Source organism: Streptococcus infantis (assembly GCF_047460405.1).
GTDB classification, from domain to species: domain Bacteria; phylum Bacillota; class Bacilli; order Lactobacillales; family Streptococcaceae; genus Streptococcus; species Streptococcus infantis_Q.
Genome location: NZ_JASHGH010000003.1, coordinates 99,283 through 119,065, shown reverse-complemented (window position 1 = coordinate 119,065; position 19,783 = coordinate 99,283). Strand labels below are relative to the sequence as shown.

The 19,783-nt window shown below is 39.5% G+C and carries 25 protein-coding genes; 21 read left to right on the top strand and 4 right to left on the bottom strand.

Features of this window, described 5'->3' with window-relative positions:
• Positions 1-5: 5 nt before the first annotated feature.
• From QM928_RS02360 to QM928_RS02350, 3 genes are all read right to left on the bottom strand, one after another.
• Positions 6-659, bottom strand: coding sequence for a hypothetical protein (locus tag QM928_RS02360; protein ID WP_414295026.1), 654 nt, complete (start codon positions 657-659; stop codon positions 6-8).
• Positions 660-743: 84 nt separating this feature from the next.
• Positions 744-1,031, bottom strand: coding sequence for a hypothetical protein (locus QM928_RS02355; RefSeq protein WP_414295025.1), 288 nt, complete (start codon positions 1,029-1,031; stop codon positions 744-746).
• Positions 1,032-1,040: 9 nt separating this feature from the next.
• Positions 1,041-1,451, bottom strand: a complete 411-nt coding sequence (locus QM928_RS02350; protein ID WP_414262386.1) for an HIT family protein — start codon at positions 1,449-1,451, stop codon at positions 1,041-1,043.
• Between the two features lie 67 nt (positions 1,452-1,518).
• Between QM928_RS02350 and QM928_RS02345 the strand changes: the two genes are divergently transcribed.
• Positions 1,519-2,250 carry an ABC transporter ATP-binding protein gene (locus QM928_RS02345; protein WP_049508263.1) on the top strand — a complete coding sequence of 244 codons (732 nt, stop codon included), beginning with the start codon at positions 1,519-1,521 and terminating at the stop codon, positions 2,248-2,250.
• Complete coding sequence (locus tag QM928_RS02340; protein WP_414295024.1) at positions 2,247-3,296, top strand: ABC transporter permease; 1,050 nt, start codon at positions 2,247-2,249, stop codon at positions 3,294-3,296. Before QM928_RS02345 ends, QM928_RS02340 begins: the two co-directional genes overlap by 4 nt.
• A 593-nt stretch (positions 3,297-3,889) precedes the next feature.
• On the opposite strand, the gene QM928_RS02335 is transcribed toward QM928_RS02340, so the two are convergent.
• A complete protein-coding gene (locus QM928_RS02335) occupies positions 3,890-4,219 on the bottom strand; it encodes a helicase BlpT (protein WP_414271042.1) in 330 nt (109 codons plus the stop codon).
• A gap of 278 nt (positions 4,220-4,497) precedes the next feature.
• Between QM928_RS02335 and QM928_RS02330 the strand changes: the two genes are divergently transcribed.
• The 19 genes from QM928_RS02330 (at position 4,498) to QM928_RS02240 (ending at position 19,482) form a co-directional block, all read left to right on the top strand.
• Positions 4,498-4,836: a LytTR family DNA-binding domain-containing protein gene (locus tag QM928_RS02330; RefSeq protein ID WP_414294479.1), complete on the top strand. Its 339-nt coding sequence runs from the start codon at positions 4,498-4,500 to the stop codon at positions 4,834-4,836.
• 4 nt (positions 4,837-4,840) lie between these two features.
• On the top strand, positions 4,841-5,578 hold the full coding sequence (locus tag QM928_RS02325) for a response regulator transcription factor (RefSeq protein WP_414294478.1): 738 nt from the start codon (positions 4,841-4,843) through the stop codon (positions 5,576-5,578).
• A gap of 13 nt (positions 5,579-5,591) precedes the next feature.
• Complete coding sequence (locus QM928_RS02320) at positions 5,592-6,932, top strand: sensor histidine kinase (protein WP_414294477.1); 1,341 nt, start codon at positions 5,592-5,594, stop codon at positions 6,930-6,932.
• A gap of 615 nt (positions 6,933-7,547) precedes the next feature.
• Entirely contained in the window at positions 7,548-7,904 is a 357-nt protein-coding gene (locus tag QM928_RS02315) for a hypothetical protein (protein WP_414294476.1), read from the top strand.
• Positions 7,905-8,096: 192 nt separating this feature from the next.
• Positions 8,097-8,249, top strand: coding sequence for a hypothetical protein (locus QM928_RS02310; RefSeq protein WP_414294475.1), 153 nt, complete (start codon positions 8,097-8,099; stop codon positions 8,247-8,249).
• A complete protein-coding gene (locus QM928_RS02305; RefSeq protein WP_414294474.1) occupies positions 8,246-8,650 on the top strand; it encodes an immunity protein in 405 nt (134 codons plus the stop codon). Before QM928_RS02310 ends, QM928_RS02305 begins: the two co-directional genes overlap by 4 nt.
• A gap of 714 nt (positions 8,651-9,364) precedes the next feature.
• The gene (locus tag QM928_RS02300; RefSeq protein WP_414294473.1) at positions 9,365-9,676 is read left to right on the top strand and encodes a role in replication; all 312 of its coding nucleotides are present in this window, start codon (positions 9,365-9,367) and stop codon (positions 9,674-9,676) included.
• A gap of 356 nt (positions 9,677-10,032) precedes the next feature.
• A complete protein-coding gene (locus QM928_RS02295; RefSeq protein ID WP_414294472.1) occupies positions 10,033-10,722 on the top strand; it encodes a lysostaphin resistance A-like protein in 690 nt (229 codons plus the stop codon).
• Positions 10,723-10,763: 41 nt separating this feature from the next.
• Complete coding sequence (gene blpZ / locus QM928_RS02290; RefSeq protein ID WP_153225107.1) at positions 10,764-11,012, top strand: immunity protein BlpZ; 249 nt, start codon at positions 10,764-10,766, stop codon at positions 11,010-11,012.
• A gap of 29 nt (positions 11,013-11,041) precedes the next feature.
• Entirely contained in the window at positions 11,042-11,653 is a 612-nt protein-coding gene (locus QM928_RS02285; RefSeq protein ID WP_153225106.1) for a CPBP family intramembrane glutamic endopeptidase, read from the top strand.
• A gap of 161 nt (positions 11,654-11,814) precedes the next feature.
• Positions 11,815-12,609: a cell cycle regulator CcrZ gene (ccrZ, locus tag QM928_RS02280; protein ID WP_414294471.1), complete on the top strand. Its 795-nt coding sequence runs from the start codon at positions 11,815-11,817 to the stop codon at positions 12,607-12,609.
• Positions 12,606-13,241 (top strand): tRNA (guanosine(46)-N7)-methyltransferase TrmB, encoded by a 636-nt coding sequence (trmB, locus tag QM928_RS02275; protein WP_049508543.1) that lies wholly within the window; start codon positions 12,606-12,608, stop codon positions 13,239-13,241. The genes ccrZ and trmB overlap by 4 nt, the downstream gene beginning before the upstream one ends.
• Positions 13,242-13,367: 126 nt before the next feature.
• Positions 13,368-13,847: a ribosome maturation factor RimP gene (gene rimP, locus QM928_RS02270; RefSeq protein ID WP_070460205.1), complete on the top strand. Its 480-nt coding sequence runs from the start codon at positions 13,368-13,370 to the stop codon at positions 13,845-13,847.
• Between the two features lie 42 nt (positions 13,848-13,889).
• Positions 13,890-15,026 carry a transcription termination factor NusA gene (gene nusA / locus QM928_RS02265; RefSeq protein ID WP_049504279.1) on the top strand — a complete coding sequence of 379 codons (1,137 nt, stop codon included), beginning with the start codon at positions 13,890-13,892 and terminating at the stop codon, positions 15,024-15,026.
• A gap of 21 nt (positions 15,027-15,047) precedes the next feature.
• The gene (gene rnpM, locus QM928_RS02260; protein WP_000857560.1) at positions 15,048-15,341 is read left to right on the top strand and encodes an RNase P modulator RnpM; all 294 of its coding nucleotides are present in this window, start codon (positions 15,048-15,050) and stop codon (positions 15,339-15,341) included.
• Positions 15,334-15,633, top strand: a complete 300-nt coding sequence (locus QM928_RS02255) for a YlxQ-related RNA-binding protein (protein ID WP_414294470.1) — start codon at positions 15,334-15,336, stop codon at positions 15,631-15,633. The genes rnpM and QM928_RS02255 overlap by 8 nt, the downstream gene beginning before the upstream one ends.
• Positions 15,634-15,649: 16 nt before the next feature.
• A complete protein-coding gene (infB, locus tag QM928_RS02250; RefSeq protein ID WP_414294469.1) occupies positions 15,650-18,442 on the top strand; it encodes a translation initiation factor IF-2 in 2,793 nt (930 codons plus the stop codon).
• A gap of 167 nt (positions 18,443-18,609) precedes the next feature.
• Positions 18,610-18,960: a 30S ribosome-binding factor RbfA gene (gene rbfA / locus QM928_RS02245; protein ID WP_001273601.1), complete on the top strand. Its 351-nt coding sequence runs from the start codon at positions 18,610-18,612 to the stop codon at positions 18,958-18,960.
• A 339-nt stretch (positions 18,961-19,299) separates the two neighbouring features.
• Positions 19,300-19,482, top strand: coding sequence for a hypothetical protein (locus tag QM928_RS02240; RefSeq protein ID WP_414294468.1), 183 nt, complete (start codon positions 19,300-19,302; stop codon positions 19,480-19,482).
• Positions 19,483-19,783: the final 301 nt, after the last annotated feature.

Genomic DNA, 19,783 nt, shown 5'->3' with positions numbered 1-19,783 from the left:
GTCTGTTATTGATATTTTTGAGTGAGTAAGCCAGCCTCATCCATCTCCTGGATGAGGTGCTTGAGTTCCGCTTCCTTGCCAGGTTTCACGGTGACGGTATCAATGTGCTTAATTGCCGAATTATCCTGAATATCCACCAAGGTCAAAGCTTTTTCATAGAATGAGATCCCCTTTTTCATGCTTTCCAGATCATTTAAAGTTAGAATTGTGTAAGAAGAATGTGATTTCTTTCCATTTTCTCGGAAATACTTCTCGCCTTCCTCCTCTAAAAATTGGGATAAACCATGATTGAATAAGTTGTCTTCTACTGAATGGTAGGAAATATCTCCTGTGTTTAGGACATAGACTTTGAGTCGGTTTTTAGTGAGGTTTGGACTTTCTTTTAGAACTGGGTGGCTATTGACAACCTCATCAGAGAAAGTCACATAAAAATCTAAGCCTCCACCCTCGAATTGATAGCTTCCATTTGATTCTACTTTCTCAGGAGGCAGGTCAAGGGAAATGAAGATTTGTTTTAAGGCTTCATTTCCTTCTCGGATGTCACTCGGTGAGGCCTTGAACAGATTGGCCAGTATTAGAAATGCTAGGGCTGCAAGAAGGCAGAGGCCACCACAAATAATCAGGATGATCCGCGTCAGGACTTTAAAAAACTGTTTCATTTTCATGCCCTCCCTGGTCTGTTAGGATTTGCTAACCCAAATGGATTTAAAGGGGAAATAAGGAAAATTGGAGTTTCCCTTTCCTTAGTTTTCTTCAGTTTCCTGCATTTCTTTTAGTACAGCAAGTCTCGTTTGAACATCTTTTTCCAGGACTTTAAACTTATAGGTCAAATCTTTTTGATATTCCTTGATGAGTTCTTTTTGTTGGTTGATAATTTGCAGGCTATCTTGGATGATATCCAAGTCATCCTTAATGGCTTCAACACGATCAGTTGTATCTAGAAGCTCTTCAGTGATAGCTTGGCGGTTCTTAACGAGGAGGTATGAACCGACTGCAGAACCTGCAAAAAGTAGTAAGTTTGATAGTTTCATAGTGACTCCTTAAGCATTTTTGATCGTTTCAGCGACTTGGGCAAGTTTGTCAAAGTCTGGTTCATGTGCGATAAAGTCAATCTTGAGGTCGTCATCTGCACTATAGCGAGGAACCAGGTGGACATGGGTATGGAAAACGGTTTGTCCAGCAACCTCTTCGCAGTTGGCGATGATATTCATACCTTCAGCTTTGGTAGCTTTCATAACTTTTTGAGCAACCTTTGGTACTTGGGCGAACAGTTGGCTGGCACTAGTAGCATCCATTTCTAAAAGATTGCGGTAGTGTTCTTTTGGTACGACCAAGGTGTGCCCAGGTGTTACTTGTGAGATATCAAGGAAGGCAAGAACTTGATCATCTTCGTAAACCTTTGATGCGGGAATCTCTCCTGCGATAATTTTACAAAAAATGCAATCTGACATAAAATCTACCTCTACTGTATTGAATTTTGATATAATATAGCTACATTATACCAGATTTGGAGAAAATATGTTAGAAATTAAAAACCTGACTGGGGGCTATGTTCATGTTCCTGTCTTGAAAGATGTGTCCTTTACAGTCGAGAGTGGACAGTTGGTCGGTTTGATTGGTCTCAATGGTGCTGGAAAATCAACGACCATCAATGAAATTATTGGACTTTTGACACCTTATAGTGGAGAAATAAACATTGACGGGCTAACCTTAGGTGCCAATCCTCGTGAATATCGTCAACAGATTGGTTACATTCCTGAAACTCCTAGTTTGTACGAAGAATTAACTCTCAGAGAACATATCGAAACGGTTGCCATGGCCTATGGTATTGAGCAAAACCTAGCTTTTGAACGTGTAGAACCTCTTTTAAAGATGTTCCGTTTGGATCAGAAGTTGGATTGGTTCCCTGTTCATTTTTCAAAAGGGATGAAGCAGAAGGTCATGATTATCTGTGCCTTTGTTGTGGATCCGAGTCTCTTTATCGTCGATGAACCTTTCCTTGGCCTTGATCCCTTGGCAATTTCGGACTTGATTCAGCTTTTGGATCTTGAAAAGAAAAAAGGGAAGTCTATCCTCATGAGTACCCACGTTCTTGACTCTGCTGAAAAAATGTGTGACTCTTTTGTCATTCTCCACAAAGGTCAAGTCAGAGCTAAAGGGGATCTTGAAGAGCTGAGACAAGCTTTTGCCATGCCAGAAGCAAGTCTCAATGATATCTATTTGGCTTTGACCAAAGAGGAGGACCGATGAAAGACTTGTTTCTAAAGCGAAAGCAGGCTTTTCGTAAAGAGTGTGTCGGTTATCTGCGCTATGTGCTCAATGATCACTTTGTCTTGTTTTTACTGGTCTTAGTAGGTTTTCTAGCCTATCAGTATAGTCAGCTGCTTCAGCATTTCCCTGAGAATCATTTACCAATCCTAGGTTTAATTGGGATTGTCTCTGTTTTACTCTTGCTTTGGGGTGGAATCGCGACTTATGTGGAAGCGCCTGATAAGCTCTTTCTTTTAGTAGCTGAAGAAGAAGTGAGAGAACACATCCAGAAGCAAAGTTCAGTTTCCTTCTTCTTTTGGGTTAGTGTACAGACTCTCTTTTTGCTCTTTTTTGCTCCTTTATTTTTAGCCATGGGCTTAGGCTTAGGAGTTTTTGGGGTCTATGTTCTTCTTTTGGGAGTCGGGAAATATTTCCTGTTTCAGAAAAAGGCTAGCAAGTTTTTTAGTGCAAATCATCTGGACTGGGATTATGTCATTGCCCGAGAAAGTAAACGCAAGCAGTTCTTACTTCGTTTCTTTGCCCTCTTTACCCAAGTCAAGGGAATTTCAAACAGCGTCAAGAGACGAGCTTATCTAGATGTTATCCTAAAAGCAGTTCAGAAGGTGCCGAGCAAGATTTGGCAGAACCTCTATCTTCGTTCTTATCTGCGAAATGGAGATCTTTTTGCCCTCAGTCTTCGCCTCCTCTTCCTATCTTTGCTGGCGTTGATCTTTATCGAGCAAGCTTGGATAGCGACAGCAGTAGTAGTTTTATTTAACTATCTCTTGCTCTTTCAGTTGCTGGCCCTCTATCATGCTTTTGACTACCAATATTTGACCCAACTTTTCCCGCTAGACAAGGGGCAAAAGGAAAAGGGGTTACAGGCAGTTGTCCAAGGATTGACTGGTTTTGTTTTATTGGTTCAACTGATAGTTGGGGTGATTACCCTCCAAGAAAAACTAGCCCTTCTAGCCCTCCTTGGAGCTGGACTGGTCTTGCACATCTTGTATCTCCCTTATCAGGTGAAACGTCAGATGCAGGACTAATACTCTTCGAAAATCTCTTCAAACTACGTCAGCTTCCATCTGCAACCTCAAAGCAGTGCTTTGAGTATCCTGCGGCTAACTTCCTAGTTTGCTCTTTGATTTTCATTGAGTATAACATTGCTTATATGATATTAAAAAAGAAGTTGAGTTCAATCTGTCTCAGCTTCTTTTTAGTTACTACAAGATAATAGTTGGCCCGTAGAGACTTATACTCTTCGAAAATCTCTTCAAACCACGTCAGCTTTATCTGCAACCTCAAAGCGATGCTTTGAGCAACCTGCGGCTAGCTTCCTAGTTTGCTCTTTGATTTTCATTGAGTATAACATTGCTTATATGATACTAAAAAAGAAGTTGAGTTCAATCTGTCTCAGCTTCTTTTTAGTTACTACAGGACAATGGTTGGTCCGTAGAGACTTATACTCTTCGAAAATCTCTTCAAACCACGTCAGCTTTATCTGCAACCTCAAAGCGATGATTTGAGCAACCTGCGGCTAGCTTCCTAGTTTGCTCTTTGATTTTCATTGACTATAACATTGCTTATATGATACTAAAAAAGAAGTTGAGTTCAATCTGTCTCAGCTTCTTTTTAGTTACTACAAGATAAGGGTTGGCCCGTAGAGACTCAACTTGGTTTTGACTTGGTCAAAGTGGAAGCGGTCATAAGCTCTCCAAGCGTCGCGAGTAGGAGCATCTGGATTGAGGGCACTGAGGCCCAGGAGAAGACTGGAAGTTTGGTAAAATTTTTCCAGCTCAATCAAGAATCGATTATCCACTGTCTCAGTTTTGGAGAGAAAGCGGAGGATATTGTCCAGTTGCTCCTGAAAGCGGATATCATCAGCTGTTGCCTGTTTGCAGACTTGGTAAGCTTTGTTTAACTCAGTTATCAGTGTCTGAGCAGTTTTGATTGGGTTTGTATCCGTCATGAGAATTCCTCCTTTGTGATGGTTTTAAAGTTGTTTGAAGCCTTTGTCTTTCTATAATCCTAACCTATCACTTTTTACTCATTTTTTACTTTCAAATCTTTAATTGTCATTGAAATTTCCTGAATGGTAATAGTGGGATTTTATGATAAAATAGTTGTAAGGTTATCATAGTTATTTTGAAAAAACTTCGACTCTTTAGGAATTTTTAAGAACCGTTTAGGATTTGGCAAAAAATGATTTCTAGACTTATGGTATCCTCTCTTCAGGAGGTTTTATCCATGAGCTATATCATCATCCAAAAAGAGAAAGAAATTTTCAAATTAAACATAAAGGATATCTACTACATCCAAACGCATCCAAGGAAAGCTCATACCGTGCAGATTGTTACAGAAGACGCTAGCTTTGATCTGTTTCAAAATTTAAGCAAGCTTGAGAAACAATATGGGGAAACCTTAACGAGATGCCATCGAAATTGTCTGGTCAACCTTGAACGAGTAAAATCCATGGAACTCCAATCGAAGACTCTTTTTCTTGGAGAAGAAGGTCGATATGCCGTTCAGTATTCCAGACGTCGCTATAGAGAAATTCGCCAAAAATGGTTGAAACAAGGAGAGTAAGAAGATGAGAATATTTGTTTTAGAAGATGATTTTTCCCAACAAGCTAGAATTGAAACGACGATTGAAAAACTTTTGAAAAAACAGAGTATCATTCCCAGTTCTTTTGAAGTCTTTGGGAAACCAGACCAACTGCTGGCAGATGTGCATGAGAAGGGGGCGCATCAGCTTTTCTTTTTGGACATTGAGATTCGAAACGAAGAGATGAAGGGTCTGGAAGTGGCTAGAAAGATTCGGGATCGGGATCCTTATGCCCTGATTGTCTTTGTGACGACTCACTCAGAGTTTATGCCCCTGTCCTTTCGCTACCAAGTTTCAGCTTTGGACTACATTGATAAGGCCTTGTCGGCAGAGGAATTTGAATCTCGTATCGAGACAGCCCTCCTCTATGCCAATAGTCAAGACAGTAAAAGTCTGGCGGAAGATTGCTTTTACTTTAAATCAAAATTTGCCCAATTTCAGTATCCCTTTAAAGAGGTCTACTATCTCGAAACGTCCCCAAGACCCCATCGTGTTATTCTCTATACCAAGACAGACAGGTTAGAATTTACGGCGAGTTTAGAGGAGGTTCTCAAGCAGGAGCCTCGTCTCTTGCAGTGCCATCGCTCTTTTCTAGTCAATCCAACTAATGTAGTTCGTTTGGATAAGAAAGAAAAACTCCTTTTCTTTCCCAATGGTGGAAGCTGTCTGATCGCGCGTTATAAGGTTAGGGAAGTGTCTGAAGCTATCAATAACTTGCATTGAGTTAGGAGAACTTATGTATAATATTTGGATTATATTGTATACACTTGTTACTCAGGGACTAGAAATTGTCATTTTTTTTAAGGTGGATGGAATTGGTCTCACTTTTGAGAGAATTTTTAAGGCCTTTCTTTTTAAGATACTATTGGCCTTTGTTTTTGTAATGATTAGCTATATAGTAGGAAATACTTACCTATCTTATTTTATGGAACCCTTGTACGGCATCGGCTTATCTTTCTTATTGTTAAGAGGGTTTCCTAAAAAACTCCTTGTCTTTTATGGTCTCTTTCCAATGATATTGGTGAATCTCTTTTATAGAGGTGTTTCTTATTTTGTGCTTCCATTTTTGGGACAAGGGCAAGTATATGATGGCTACTCATTTACTGGGTTATGTATAATAATTTTCAATTTCTTCATTTCTCTAGCCTTTTTGAAATGGTTAGACTATGATTTCACTAGCTTGAGAAAGGAGATTCTCGATAAAGCTTTTCAAAAGTCCCTGACTAAGATTAACTGGATAATGGGGGGCTACTATCTAGTCATGGAAACTCTGTCTTTCTTTGAATATGAACAAAGCATTCAATCAAAGACTGTTCGTCATCTCATCCTAGTGTTTTACCTGCTCTTTTTTATGGGAATTATCAAGAAATTGGATACCTATTTGAAGGACAAACTCCATGAGAGACTGAACCAAGAGCAGGACTTGCGTTACAGAGATATGGAGCGGTATAGTCGGCATATAGAGGAGCTTTACAAGGAAGTACGGAGCTTTCGTCATGATTATACCAACCTCTTGACCAGCTTACGTCTGGGCATTGAAGAGGAGGATATGGAGCAGATAAAAGAGGTCTACGACTCCGTCTTGAAGGACTCTAGCCAAAAATTGCAGGACAATAAATATGACCTTGGCAGATTGGTGAATATTCGGGATCGTGCCCTTAAAAGTCTCCTAGCAGGAAAATTTCTAAAAGCCAGAGAAAAGGATATTGTCTTTAATGTCGAAGTTCCTGAGGAGATTCAAGTCGAGAGTATGAGTCTGCTTGATTTTCTGACTATTGTGTCTATCCTTTGTGACAATGCCATTGAAGCTAGTGCAGAGGCCAGTCAACCTCGTGTCTCAATCGCCTTTTTAAAAAATGGAGCACAGGAGACCTTTATCATCGAAAACTCCATTAAAGACGAGGGGATCGATATTTCTGAAATCTTCTCCTTTGGAGTTAGTTCTAAAGGGGAGGAGAGAGGAGTTGGTCTCTATACCGTTATGAAGCTTGTGGAAACTTATCCCAATGCCAGTCTCAATACCACCTGTCAAGATCAAGTCTTTCGTCAGGTGCTTACTATGATACATACAGAATGATGAAAATAAGACCGAGAATTCTTGTTTCTCGGTCTGTATGGCTGAATAGTTAATCAAAGTAATTTTGAGTTACAGTAAATTGCTTGTATAAAATAATTTTCTCTATCATCAACCATCGGGAGAGGTTTCTAATTTTTGAAATTTAATAGCTAAATCAATCATTTTTTCTCCTTTTGTATTTCTTATAATTAACATGACACGATATAATGGAAGTAATAATTAACACACCTCCAATAATAAAGTTTAATAAATCCTGATGCTCTACAACTATGTACAGACCAAATAAACATAGGCCAAATTGCGAACTACAGTTTTGAAATTTCATCAAGCCCCCACCCCCATTTTACAAAATTGATATACACTCTAACTTGGTCCATACAATATACCTTATAGGTATTTACTATGAATAAAACCTATAAGATTAATACATTTCTTTTTTGTCTTGTTGCAACTTTGACAAGTTTAGTATAGTACTATTTTTAAAAAATTTTCATCCAAATCTTGAATGGTTATTGAAACATCTTGAATTGAACAAAGAACTTTCTCCTTACCAAAATAATGAATATCATTCAGAAACCAAAAATAATATATACTCTAGTTTGTGAGGTATCCTATATGAATAAGAAATCCTATTTTATAGCTTGTTCTCTACTAATCATCCTATCAAATCTTCTCATTTTTTCTCTAGTCAAGGAGGGAGAAGGTACAGGAGCTAATCTGATTATAATTGTTACAACCTGTGTCTTGCTACCAGCCTTTTTACATGCAGTTGAAAATCAGCAGACATCATTGGTAAGGGCAGAATCCTTGCTCCTCATTCAGATGGCAGTGGTTTCCTTAGTCCGTCTTATCAGCCGAATAGAGAGGACACCTGAAATCTTACATACAGGCCTCACCCTTCTAGTTTTAGCAAGCTGGCTAGCCTTTATCCTCCTAGCTATCATGAGAATGTATCAGAAAAAAGGGAAGTAAAGATGAGTGCGTTTTGATTTGTTAAGATATATTAGGGCAAGCATGTTTTCCATGCTTGCATTTTTTCTACAATTTAGGAGGTTTTGACGACCATTCATGATTTGGGGGAATTAAGGCCGAAAGGAGTGCTATACTAGCAGTGTAAAGGATATAGCTCAACTAAAATAAAGCACACATTTAGGAGGACATCTTATGAAGCAAAAAATACTTGTCATTTTCATCTTGTATCTAATCATGTCTCCGCTTGGGGAGAGTAATTGGTATCATTTATTTTATACCATAGCCTATCTGATTGCAGTTATGATCTATTTTGCTTTAATGAAAAAGAAAGGAGCAAAGAAATGAAAACTATTCTTGCTAAAAAACGGAACATCTTCCTTGCGAGATTGTTCCTAGGTCAGTTGCCCTTGCTTGTCTCTACTTATCTATTTCTATCACGTCAGTTTTTAAATTTTTCCTTGGTTTTTCAATTGCTTCTAGTGATTATCAACTTGTCTTCTATTTTGGTGATTGTTTACCTCACTAGGGAAATGAGAGTGAGAAAGTTTGAAGATGATGAGTTGGTCAATCCTAGAACCAATCAACTCATGTTCATCGGATTGACAGGTTTTATGTCGATTATAGGTTTGTATAGAGGTATAACGGCGGTAGAATCCTATCAGCAGCTGATTGGTTATATTGCTTCTGTTCTCTGCTTAATCATCATGCTGCTGCTCATTTGGGGCTTGAATTATTATAAAAAGTAAGATAAAAAAGAACTTACAGGCAGTGTTTTCAGACTGCTGGTCTTTTTTAAGAGAAATTCTTGTAATTTAAGAGTTTTTGACGACCGTTTAAGATTTGGATGCAAAACCTAAAAAAGCAGTGCTATACTGAGTGTGTAAAAGTTACAAGGATACCAATGCTAAACTGAAATAAAGGAGTTATTCTTATGGCGAAAAAAATAATTACGATTGTCATCTTGTATGTAATCATGCAAACTTGTCTTTATCCGCTTAGAGGAAATGAGTGGTATTATGTAATGGATGCACTAGCATACTTTGCTTCGGTTTATATCTTCGTTCAGTTCAATAAAAAATGGAGAAAAAGCCACTTTGAATCTTGAACATAGAAGTTTTATAGGTCTAGAATGGATCATCTAAATAGAATGAATAGTTTTAAATTAATATCTGCTAAGTATTATCTGTGAAATACAAAATTCTTGCATCCTTATTTTGATAATTCTAAAAGGAGGAATCGTATGAAAAAGTATGTCGAATTGTTAGATTTATTTGCCCGAGTTGTAATAATATTGCTTTCTCTTGTTCTTTGTATAAGAGTACTCATGATTTCAACAGAACTCTGGAGACATGTCCTTGTACTGGTGAGTACCCCTGTTACGATCTATAGTCTGCTAAAACATAGACCAGGCAAGAAGAACATAAAAACCCTGTGAGAGTCCTAAAAGAAAGATTAAAAAGATGCAAGCAAAATATAAAAATCAAATAGTAGAAGTTTGGGAAATTGGTAAAGATACTCCGAAACCAAGTTGGGTAGAAGACGCCTTTCAAAAGAATTACATAGTATGGCTAGACAAACATGTCCGAATTTTAATGGCAGGGCTTCAGTCTTCTCTTGTAACCAATCTCAAAATTGGCCTAGTCGGAACGGCAGGAGGAGGTTTTGCCGGTTATAGTATGTATGTCCTTGGCTATCCAGGAGATTATCTTGACCTCACAAATCATAGAGTGGTATCTGCCAAGGCTTTTCATCGAGACTATCAAGTTTTATAAAATGATTAGGTAGAAAAAGGATGATGGTCTATCATTTTGTAAAGAATTGACTGCCTAGATGATGAAAAATATAAAGTTTTTAACAGCAACAAAAGTACACAAGGGTAGATGTATTGGCTTATCAAAGTTATGGTGATAGCTACCGAGACTGAATGCTGGAGGATTAATACTCAATGAAAATCAAAGAGCAAACTAGGAAGCTAGCCGCAGGTTGCTCAAAGCACTGCTTTGAGGTTGCAGATAGAACTGACGAAGTCAGTAACATATATACGGTAAGGCGACGCTGACGTGGTTTGAATTTGAGTATAAATGATAATTGTTGGCAGTTACGATAGCAAAGCCATTAGGGAATTTCTATGAAAAAATATTCTATTCTTTTCAAAACAAGTGCAGTCATTTCTTATTTATTTTTGTTTTTCGGATTGTTTTGGACTACCCAATTTTGGAGAAATTATTGGGAGTTCTCGTCTTGGGTAGGAAATGTCATCTGGATTCGAAACATCATCAGTCTTCTCTTTATTGGCTTGATGATTTGGATTTTGGTTAGGTCGGGTCATGCTTATCTCTTTTGTATCCCTAGGAAAAAGTGGTTGAGCTATTCTGTTCTGACGGTGTTAGCAGCTGTCGTTCTTATAAGCTTTAACTATCTGACAGCTAAACACGTTCAGGGAACAAACGAAAGTTGGAATTTGTTTATTGTCTATAGTGAGACGAATTTTGCGGAGTTCGGTGTTTACCTAACCTTAATCGTACTAGGACCTCTGATGGAAGAATTGGTATGTAGGGGACTGCTTCAACATGCCTTCTTTAAGAATTCAAGATGGGGACTGGATATTCTATTTCCGTCAGTTTTGTTCGCCTTACCCCATTTTTCAAGTTTACCTAGTCTACTAGACATCCTGGTTTATACAACAGTTGGATGTATATTTGGTGGTTTGACACGCTATACCAAGAGTATCTATCCTTCTTACGCGATTCATATTGTTAATAATATCATCGCAAACTTACCATTTTTACTCACTTTTCTACATAGGGTCTTGGGGTAAAAAACCAAAAGGCTTGCTTTTCAGCCATACAGGAGGTCATCATGTATAAACACTTATTTTTCCTAGATTCAAAAACCTTAGACTGGTTGACACCCTATATTCTAGATTTGGCTTCTGACACCATTGCCTTTAATGTTTTTGTGCTAACCTTTGTATCTGTGGTGGTCTTTTATTTCCTAAATCCCATGCTATCTTTAATGGCTATCTTCTTAGGGGCTGGTTATGTGGTCGGATTTTGGTTACTCAAATGGTTTGTTTTGGAAAGACTAGCACTAAAGGATGACTTGTAGGAAGTCTGTTTGGTGGGGAGGATAATTTTATGGAGTTTTTTGATAAATTTCATGCCTTTTGTTTTGGATTTTTAGTACTAATAATCGTAATTACAGTTCCTTATACGATTAACCATGGGGATTTTTTTCAAAATGAATCTGCATTGATTATTGTAAGTTTTCTAGTAACCTCGCTGAGTGTTGCTTATGCTAGAAAGTTTGAAATGATTTCTTTTGGGATGTTAAGCAAGAAACAACTTTTGCTTTTCATTGCAATCTTTCTTCTAAGTGTGCTTGAGACGCTAGTTTATATTCATTTCTTCGCTGTTTCTTCTGGCGCAGGAGTTCAACACTTGGAGGAAGTCAGCAGAGGAATTTCTCTGTCTTTGATTTTGACTACCTCAGTTTTTGGACCCATCCAGGAGGAACTCATTTTCAGAGGACTTCTTCAAGGTGCGGTTTTTGAAAATTCTTGGTTAGGGCTTGTGCTAACTTCCTCTCTTTTTTCTTTCATGCATGGACCTTCTAATGTCCCTTCGTTTATTTTTTATCTACTTGGGGGCTTGTTACTGGGCTTTGCTTATAAAAAGAGCCAAAATCTATGGGTTTCTACTCTAGTCCATATGTTTTACAACAGTTGGCCACTCTTATTTTATTTATAAAAATCATGAAAGGTAAGTAGGAGATTGTGCTTACCTTTTTCTTTCTATAATGATAATCCAAACCACCCCAGAGGCTTTTATTTGAGAATCAGGTCTGGACTGGTTGACGAATAGCCTAAAAACTAGTAGAATAGTAAGGAAACTTTATACGGAGGAAAGAAATGGACTTGGGTGATATTGAGCTAACGCTGACCCCTATACCTGGGAAAAGCGGAAAAGCTTATATGGGAAGCTACCCTGATGGGAAGCGCGTCTTTATTAAAATGAACACCTCTCCAATCCTACCTGGTTTAGCCAAGGAACAAATCGCTCCTCAATTATTATGGACTCGCCGTTTATCGGATGGGCGTGATATGTGTGCCCAAGAATGGTTGAATGGTAAAATTTTGACCCCTTATGATATGAATCGCAAGCAGATTATCAATATTCTGAGTCGTTTGCATCGTTCGCGTCCTTTGATGACGCAATTGACTCGTTTGGGCTATTCTTTAGAAACACCTTTAGACTTGCTTCAGGCTTGGTTAAAAGATGTTCCAGAATCCTTGAAGAACAATCAGTATCTAAGAATGGTAGTAGAGGATTTGCGAGGAAGCTTGCCAAACTTTAGGGAAGATTATGCAACGATCGTTCATGGAGATGTACGACATAGTAATTGGATTGAGACAGAGAGCGGTCTTGTTTATTTAGTGGATTGGGATTCCGTTCGTTTAACGGATCGCATGTTTGATGTAGCGCATATGCTATGTCACTATATTCCAGACTATCAGTGGAAAGAGTGGTTGACTTATTACGGTTACAAATACAACCAAACAGTCATCAACAAACTATTTTGGTATGCTCAGTTATCCTTCTTGAGCCAGATTGCCAAATATTATACAAATGAAGATCTAGAAAATGTCAATCGGGAGATTTATGCCTTGCGTATCTTCCGCGACAAGTATGGAAAGAAGAGATGAGAGTTAGAAATCGTAAAGGGGCAACAGAATTACTAGAGGCTAATCCTCAGTATGTTGTCTTAAATCCTTTAGAAGCCAAAGGAAAATGGCGAGACCTCTTTGGAAATGACAATCCTATCCATGTTGAGGTTGGTAGTGGTAAGGGAGCCTTTGTGTCAGGTATGGCCAAGCAAAACCCTAATATCAACTATATCGGGATTGATATTCAAAAGTCTGTTTTGAGTTATGCTTTGGACAAGGTTTTGGAAGTTGCAGTCCCCAATATCAAGTTGTTGTGGGTTGATGGTTCAGATTTGACTGACTACTTTGAAGATGGTGAGATTGATCGCTTGTATCTGAATTTTTCAGATCCATGGCCTAAAAAGCGCCATGAAAAACGTCGTCTAACCTATAAGAGTTTCTTGGATACCTTCAAGCGTATCTTGCCTGAACACGGTGAGATTCATTTCAAAACGGATAACCGTGGCTTGTTTGAATATAGCCTAGTGAGTTTTTCTCAATATGGCATGAAGCTCAATGGAGTTTGGTTGGACTTGCACGCCAGCGACTTTGAAGGCAATGTCATGACTGAATATGAAGAAAAATTCTCAAGTAAGGGTCAGGTCATCTATCGAGTTGAGGCAGAATTTTAAGAAAAAGCTTAAAATCAAGCCTTCTGAGTGCTTATACTTTACATAAGTAGTCAAAAGTGTTATACTGTAAGTAAGAATATGAGAAAGTGAGGCGGGGAAATATCTTCGCCTCTTGCTTATGAGGAGGTGGACGCAATCGCAACTATCGTAGAATTAGTCAGAGAAGTCGTAGAACCTGTCATTGAAGCTCCCTTTGAACTCGTGGATATCGAGTACGGAAAGATTGGCAGTGACATGATTCTTAGTATTTTTGTAGATAAACCAGAGGGAATTACCTTGAACGACACAGCGGACTTGACAGAAATCATCAGTCCTGTCCTAGATACTATCAAGCCAGATCCCTTCCCAGAACAATATTTCCTAGAAATCACCAGTCCAGGCTTGGAGCGTCCTTTGAAAACCAAGGAAGCAGTTGCTGGAGCAGTTGGGAAATACATCCATGTTGGACTTTACCAAGCCATCGATAAGCAAAAGGTCTTTGAAGGAACCTTGCTAGCCTTTGAAGAGGATGAGTTGACGGTGGAATATATGGACAAGACTCGTAAGAAAACAGTCCAAATCCCATACAGTCTGGTATCGAAAGCACGTTTAGCAGTAAAATTATAGTAAAAGAAAGGAAGCTTTTGAAGATTCAAAAGTGAATAGAAGATGAGTAAAGAAATGCTAGAGGCCTTCCGCATTTTGGAAGAAGACAAGGGAATCAAAAAAGAAGACATCATTGATGCAGTGGTGGAATCACTTCGTTCAGCCTATCGCAGACGCTATGGGCAGTCTGATAGTGTAGCCATTGATTTCAACGAAAAGACAGGTGACTTTACAGTTTATACTGTTCGTGAAGTTGTTGATGAAGTATTTGATAGCCGTTTGGAAATCAGCTTGAAAGATGCTCTTGCCATTAACTCAGCTTACGAGCTTGGGGACAAGATTAAATTTGAAGAAGCACCAGGTGAGTTTGGTCGTGTAGCAGCTCAGTCTGCCAAACAAACCATCATGGAAAAAATGCGCAAGCAAACACGTGCCATTACCTACAATACTTACAAAGAGCATGAACAAGAAATCATGTCTGGTACGGTAGAACGATTTGACAACCGCTTTATCTATGTCAACCTTGGCAGCATCGAAGCACAATTGTCAAAACAAGACCAAATCCCTGGAGAAGTTTTTGCTTCTCATGATCGTATCGAAGTTTATGTCTACAAGGTTGAAGACAATCCTCGTGGTGTGAACGTATTTGTGAGCCGTAGCCATCCAGAAATGATCAAACGCTTGATGGAGCAAGAAATTCCTGAAGTCTATGACGGAACTGTTGAAATCATGAGCGTAGCTCGTGAAGCAGGTGACCGTACCAAGGTTGCTGTTCGTAGCCACAATCCAAACGTGGATGCGATCGGGACAATCGTCGGACGTGGTGGTGCTAACATTAAGAAAATCACTAGCAAATTCCACCCAGCTCGCTACGATGCTAAGAGCGATCGTATGGTTCCAATCGAAGAAAACATCGACGTTATCGAATGGGTAGCCGATCCAGCTGAATTTATCTACAACGCTATCGCTCCTGCTGAAGTTGACCAAGTTATCTTTGATGAAAACGACAGCAAGCGTGCCTTGGTCGTTGTGCCAGATAACAAGCTATCTCTTGCCATCGGTCGCCGTGGACAAAACGTTCGCTTGGCAGCTCATTTGACAGGATATCGTATCGATATCAAGTCTGCAAGTGAGTTTGAAGCCATGGAAGCAGCAGAAGAAGCTGACCAAGTAGAAACAGACGAATTGGTCGAAGAATAAAAGCTGCTAGAGGAGGGAAAGATGAAAACGAGAAAAATCCCTTTGCGCAAGTCTGTCGTGTCCAATGAAGTGATTGATAAGCGGGATTTGCTCCGCATTGTCAAGAACAAGGAAGGACAAGTCTTTATCGATCCGACAGGCAAGGCCAATGGCCGTGGCGCTTATATCAAACTAGACAATGCAGAAGCCCTTGAGGCCAAAAAGAAAAAAGTCTTTAACCGTAGCTTTAATATGGAAGTTGAAGAAAGCTTTTATGACGAGTTGATTGCCTATGTCGATCACAAAGTAAAAAGAAGAGAGTTAGGACTTGAATAAGCAAAAGATAAGTAATCTCTTGGGACTTGCTCAGAGAGCAGGGAAAATCATCTCGGGTGAAGAAATGGTGGTCAAGGCCATCCAAGACCAGAAAGTAAAACTGGTCTTTCTCGCCTATGATGCTGGACCCAATCTAACCAAGAAGATTCAAGATAAAAGTCATTATTATCAAGTAGAAATTGTAACCGTGTTTTCAACACTGGAATTAAGCATAGCAGTCGGAAAATCGAGAAAGGTTTTGGCTGTAACAGATGCTGGATTTACAAAGAAAATGAGGTCTCTTATGGAATAGAAGAGGAGGACATGATTTGTCTAAGAAAAGATTGTACGAAATCGCAAAAGAACTTGGAAAAGAAAGTAAAGAAGTTGTAGCGCGTGCAAAAGAGTTGGGCTTGGATGTGAAAAGCCACTCATCAAGTGTGGAAGAAGCTGTCGCTGCAAAAATCGCTGCCAGCTTTAAGTCTGCTACTCCGAAAGTAGAAGCAAAACCTACAGAACAAAAAGCAAGTGCAGAAAAGAAAGCCGAGAAATCTGAGCCAGCGAAACCAGCTGTAGCTAAGGAAGAGGCAAAAGCGGCTGAGCCAGTTGCCCCTAAAGAAGAAAAAGTGGCACCAGTAAAACCACAGAGTCGAAACTTTAAGGCTGAGCGTGAAGCCCGTGCAAAAGAGCAGGCAGAACGACGCAAGCAAAATAAGGGCAATAACCGTGACCACCAACAAAATGGAAATCGTCAAAAAAATGATAACCGTAATGGTGGTAAACAAGGTCAAGGAAATCGTGACAATCGTCGCTTTAATGATCAAGGAAAAAAACAACAAGGTCAGCAAAATCGCGGAAATGATCGCCGTCAACAAGAGGACAAACGTCCAAATCAAGCTGGCCCACGCATTGACTTTAAAGCCCGTGCAGCTGCTCTAAAGGCAGAGCAAAATGCAGAATATGCTCGTTCAAGTGAGGAACGCTTCAAGCAAACTCAAGCTGCCAAAGAAGCCTTGGCTCAAGCAAACAAACGCAAGGAACCTGAGGAAATCTTTGAAGAAGCTGCTAAATTGGCTGAACAAGTACAGCAAGTTCAACCAGTGGTTGAAGTAGCTCCTGCAGCTAAAGAACCTGTAGTGGATACACGTCGTAAGAAACAAGCCCGACCAGACAAAGAACGTGATGATTTCGATCACGAAGAAGATGGTCCTAGAAAACAACAAAAGAATCGAAGTAGTCAAAATCAAGTGAGAAATCAAAGAAATAGTAACTGGAACAATAACAAAAAGAATAAAAAAGGCAATAACAAAAACAACCGTAGTCAGGCACCAAAACCTGTTACAGAGCGTAAGTTCCATGAATTGCCAACAGAATTTGAATATACAGATGGTATGACCGTCGCGGAAATTGCAAAACGTATCAAGCGCGAACCAGCTGAGATTGTTAAGAAACTCTTCATGATGGGCGTGATGGCGACACAAAACCAGTCCTTAGACGGTGAAACAATCGAACTCCTCATGGTCGATTACGGTATTGATGCGAAACAAAAGGTTGAAGTGGACAATGCTGATATCGAACGTTTCTTCGCTGAAGATGGTTATCTCAATGAAGATGAACTTGTAGAGCGTCCACCAGTTGTTACCATCATGGGACACGTTGACCATGGTAAGACAACACTCCTAGATACCCTTCGTAATTCTCGTGTTGCAACAGGTGAAGCAGGTGGTATCACTCAGCATATCGGTGCCTACCAAATCGTGGAAAATGGCAAGAAGATTACCTTCCTTGATACACCAGGACACGCGGCCTTTACCTCAATGCGTGCACGTGGTGCCTCTGTTACCGATATTACTATCTTGGTAGTAGCGGCAGATGATGGGGTTATGCCTCAGACTATCGAAGCCATCAACCACTCAAAAGCAGCTAATGTTCCAATCATCGTTGCCATTAACAAGATTGATAAACCAGGTGCCAACCCAGAACGTGTTATCGGTGAATTGGCTGAACATGGTGTTATGTCAACTGCCTGGGGTGGAGATTCTGAGTTTGTAGAAATCTCAGCCAAGTTCAACCAAAATATCGATGAACTCTTGGAAACTGTCCTTCTTGTGGCTGAAATCCAAGAACTCAAAGCAGACCCAACAGTTCGTGCCATCGGTACTGTTATCGAAGCTCGTTTGGATAAAGGTAAAGGTGCGGTTGCAACCCTCCTTGTTCAACAAGGTACTTTGAACGTTCAAGATCCAATCGTTGTCGGAAATACCTTCGGACGTGTCCGTGCCATGACCAACGACCTTGGACGTCGTGTGAAGGTTGCAGGACCATCAACACCAGTATCGATCACTGGTTTGAACGAAGCGCCAATGGCGGGTGACCACTTTGCCGTTTACGAAGATGAAAAATCAGCTCGTGCAGCTGGTGAAGAACGTGCTAAACGTGCTCTTATGAAGCAACGTCAAGCTACACAACGTGTCAGCCTTGAAAATCTCTTTGATACCCTTAAAGCTGGCGAACTCAAGTCAGTTAACGTCATTATCAAGGCAGACGTACAAGGTTCTGTTGAAGCACTTTCTGCTTCACTTCAAAAAATTGATGTTGAGGGCGTGAAAGTTACTATCGTCCATGCAGCTGTCGGTGCCATCAACGAATCTGACGTGACTCTTGCCGAGGCTTCAAATGCCTTTATCGTTGGTTTCAACGTACGCCCTACACCACAAGCTCGTCAACAAGCAGAAGCTGACGATGTAGAAATCCGTCTCCACAGTATCATTTACAAGGTTATCGAAGAGATGGAAGAAGCCATGAAAGGGATGCTTGACCCAGAATTTAAAGAAAAAGTTATTGGTGAAGCGATCATCCGAGAAACCTTCAAGGTATCTAAAGTGGGAACAATCGGAGGATTCATGGTTACCAGCGGTAAAGTTACCCGTGACTCTAAAGTCCGTGTTATCCGTGATGGTGTTGTTATTTACGATGGCGCTCTAGCTAGCTTGAAACACTATAAAGATGACGTTAAAGAAGTTACAAACGGCCGTGAAGGTGGTCTCATGATTGACGGCTACAATGATCTTAAGATGGATGATGTGATTGAAGCCTATATCATGGAAGAAATCAAACGATAATAGAGAAACGATAGCTCATTTGACTCGTCGTCAACAGCGCCTTGATGAACCCGTAGTTCTATCTAAGGCTTGTTTCCTAGATTCAAATGGCTCTAGTTCCTCTATCTACTAGACAAAGCTAGGTCTGCTGGCCTAGCTTTTGGTTCAATTGAGAGAAAGGAAGAAATATGGCAAATCATTTCCGTACGGATCGTGTGGGCATGGAGATCAAGCGCGAAGTCAATGAGATTTTGCAAAAGAAAGTCCGTGATCCACGAGTCCAAGGTGTGACTATCACTGATGTTCAGATGCTAGGTGACTTGTCTGTAGCTAAGGTTTACTACACTATTTTGAGTAACCTGGCTTCAGATAATCAAAAGGCCCAAATTGGCCTTGAAAAAGCAACCGGAACTATCAAACGTGAGCTTGGTCGCAATTTGAAATTGTACAAAATTCCAGACTTAACTTTCGTCAAAGACGAATCCATCGAATATGGAAACAAGATTGACGAGATGCTACGCAATCTGGATAAAAACTAAGTAGAAAGAGGGTGACCCCTCTTTTTATATTCAACTCCTATTAGACAATAATAAAGGAATTCTTAGGCAGCAAGTTTTTCAAATTGCTTTATAAAATTTCTATAGTATGATATTATAAATATAACTAGTAAAACTGATGATCTATTTGGAGCCAGGCTCACAAAGTGAAAAGTAGCTAAAAGCATTGGATTGATGTTGAAGCCTATTATGGGTATGAATGTTTCTTGAGTGGATAATCAAATCGATAGTGAAAATTCTAGAAAAATTGTAAAGATAATCCTTTATGGTGAAGTGAAATAGTAAGCTGTATCCATGCTATCGGAAATGAAGGAGGGAAACATGGGAGTCATTAAGATATTAGCTAAAACATATGGTAATTATGTTCTTACAAGGCAAGCTTTAAAAGTTGCAGAAACCATAAAAAAAGATGAAAACACAGTCGTTAGTTTGGGAAAATTACTTCTCGTAGATAAGCTTATGGATACAGCTACTTGGTTGATGAAGCCGGAGGATAAAGAATGAAATCTTTTTGGAAGCTCTTCACTCTTCTTTTTATAACACCAATTGTCGGTCTGATAAAAATTCTCTGGTTTTTAATCTCTTTCGCCTTCCAATTACTGTTCTATAAGATTCTTTTCAAGATCATAGACTGGTTTTTCAAACTTCTTTAATGATAATACTAAAGATACATTAAGACTTTGGGATATTTACTAGGAAGAGTCTATATATTTAGAAATAATGAAGTGATACGAAATAAACTAGCAAGTCTTCTACTGCTAGTTTTTTAATCTTTGCCCTTGTGGTATAATAAAAAAGAAAAAAC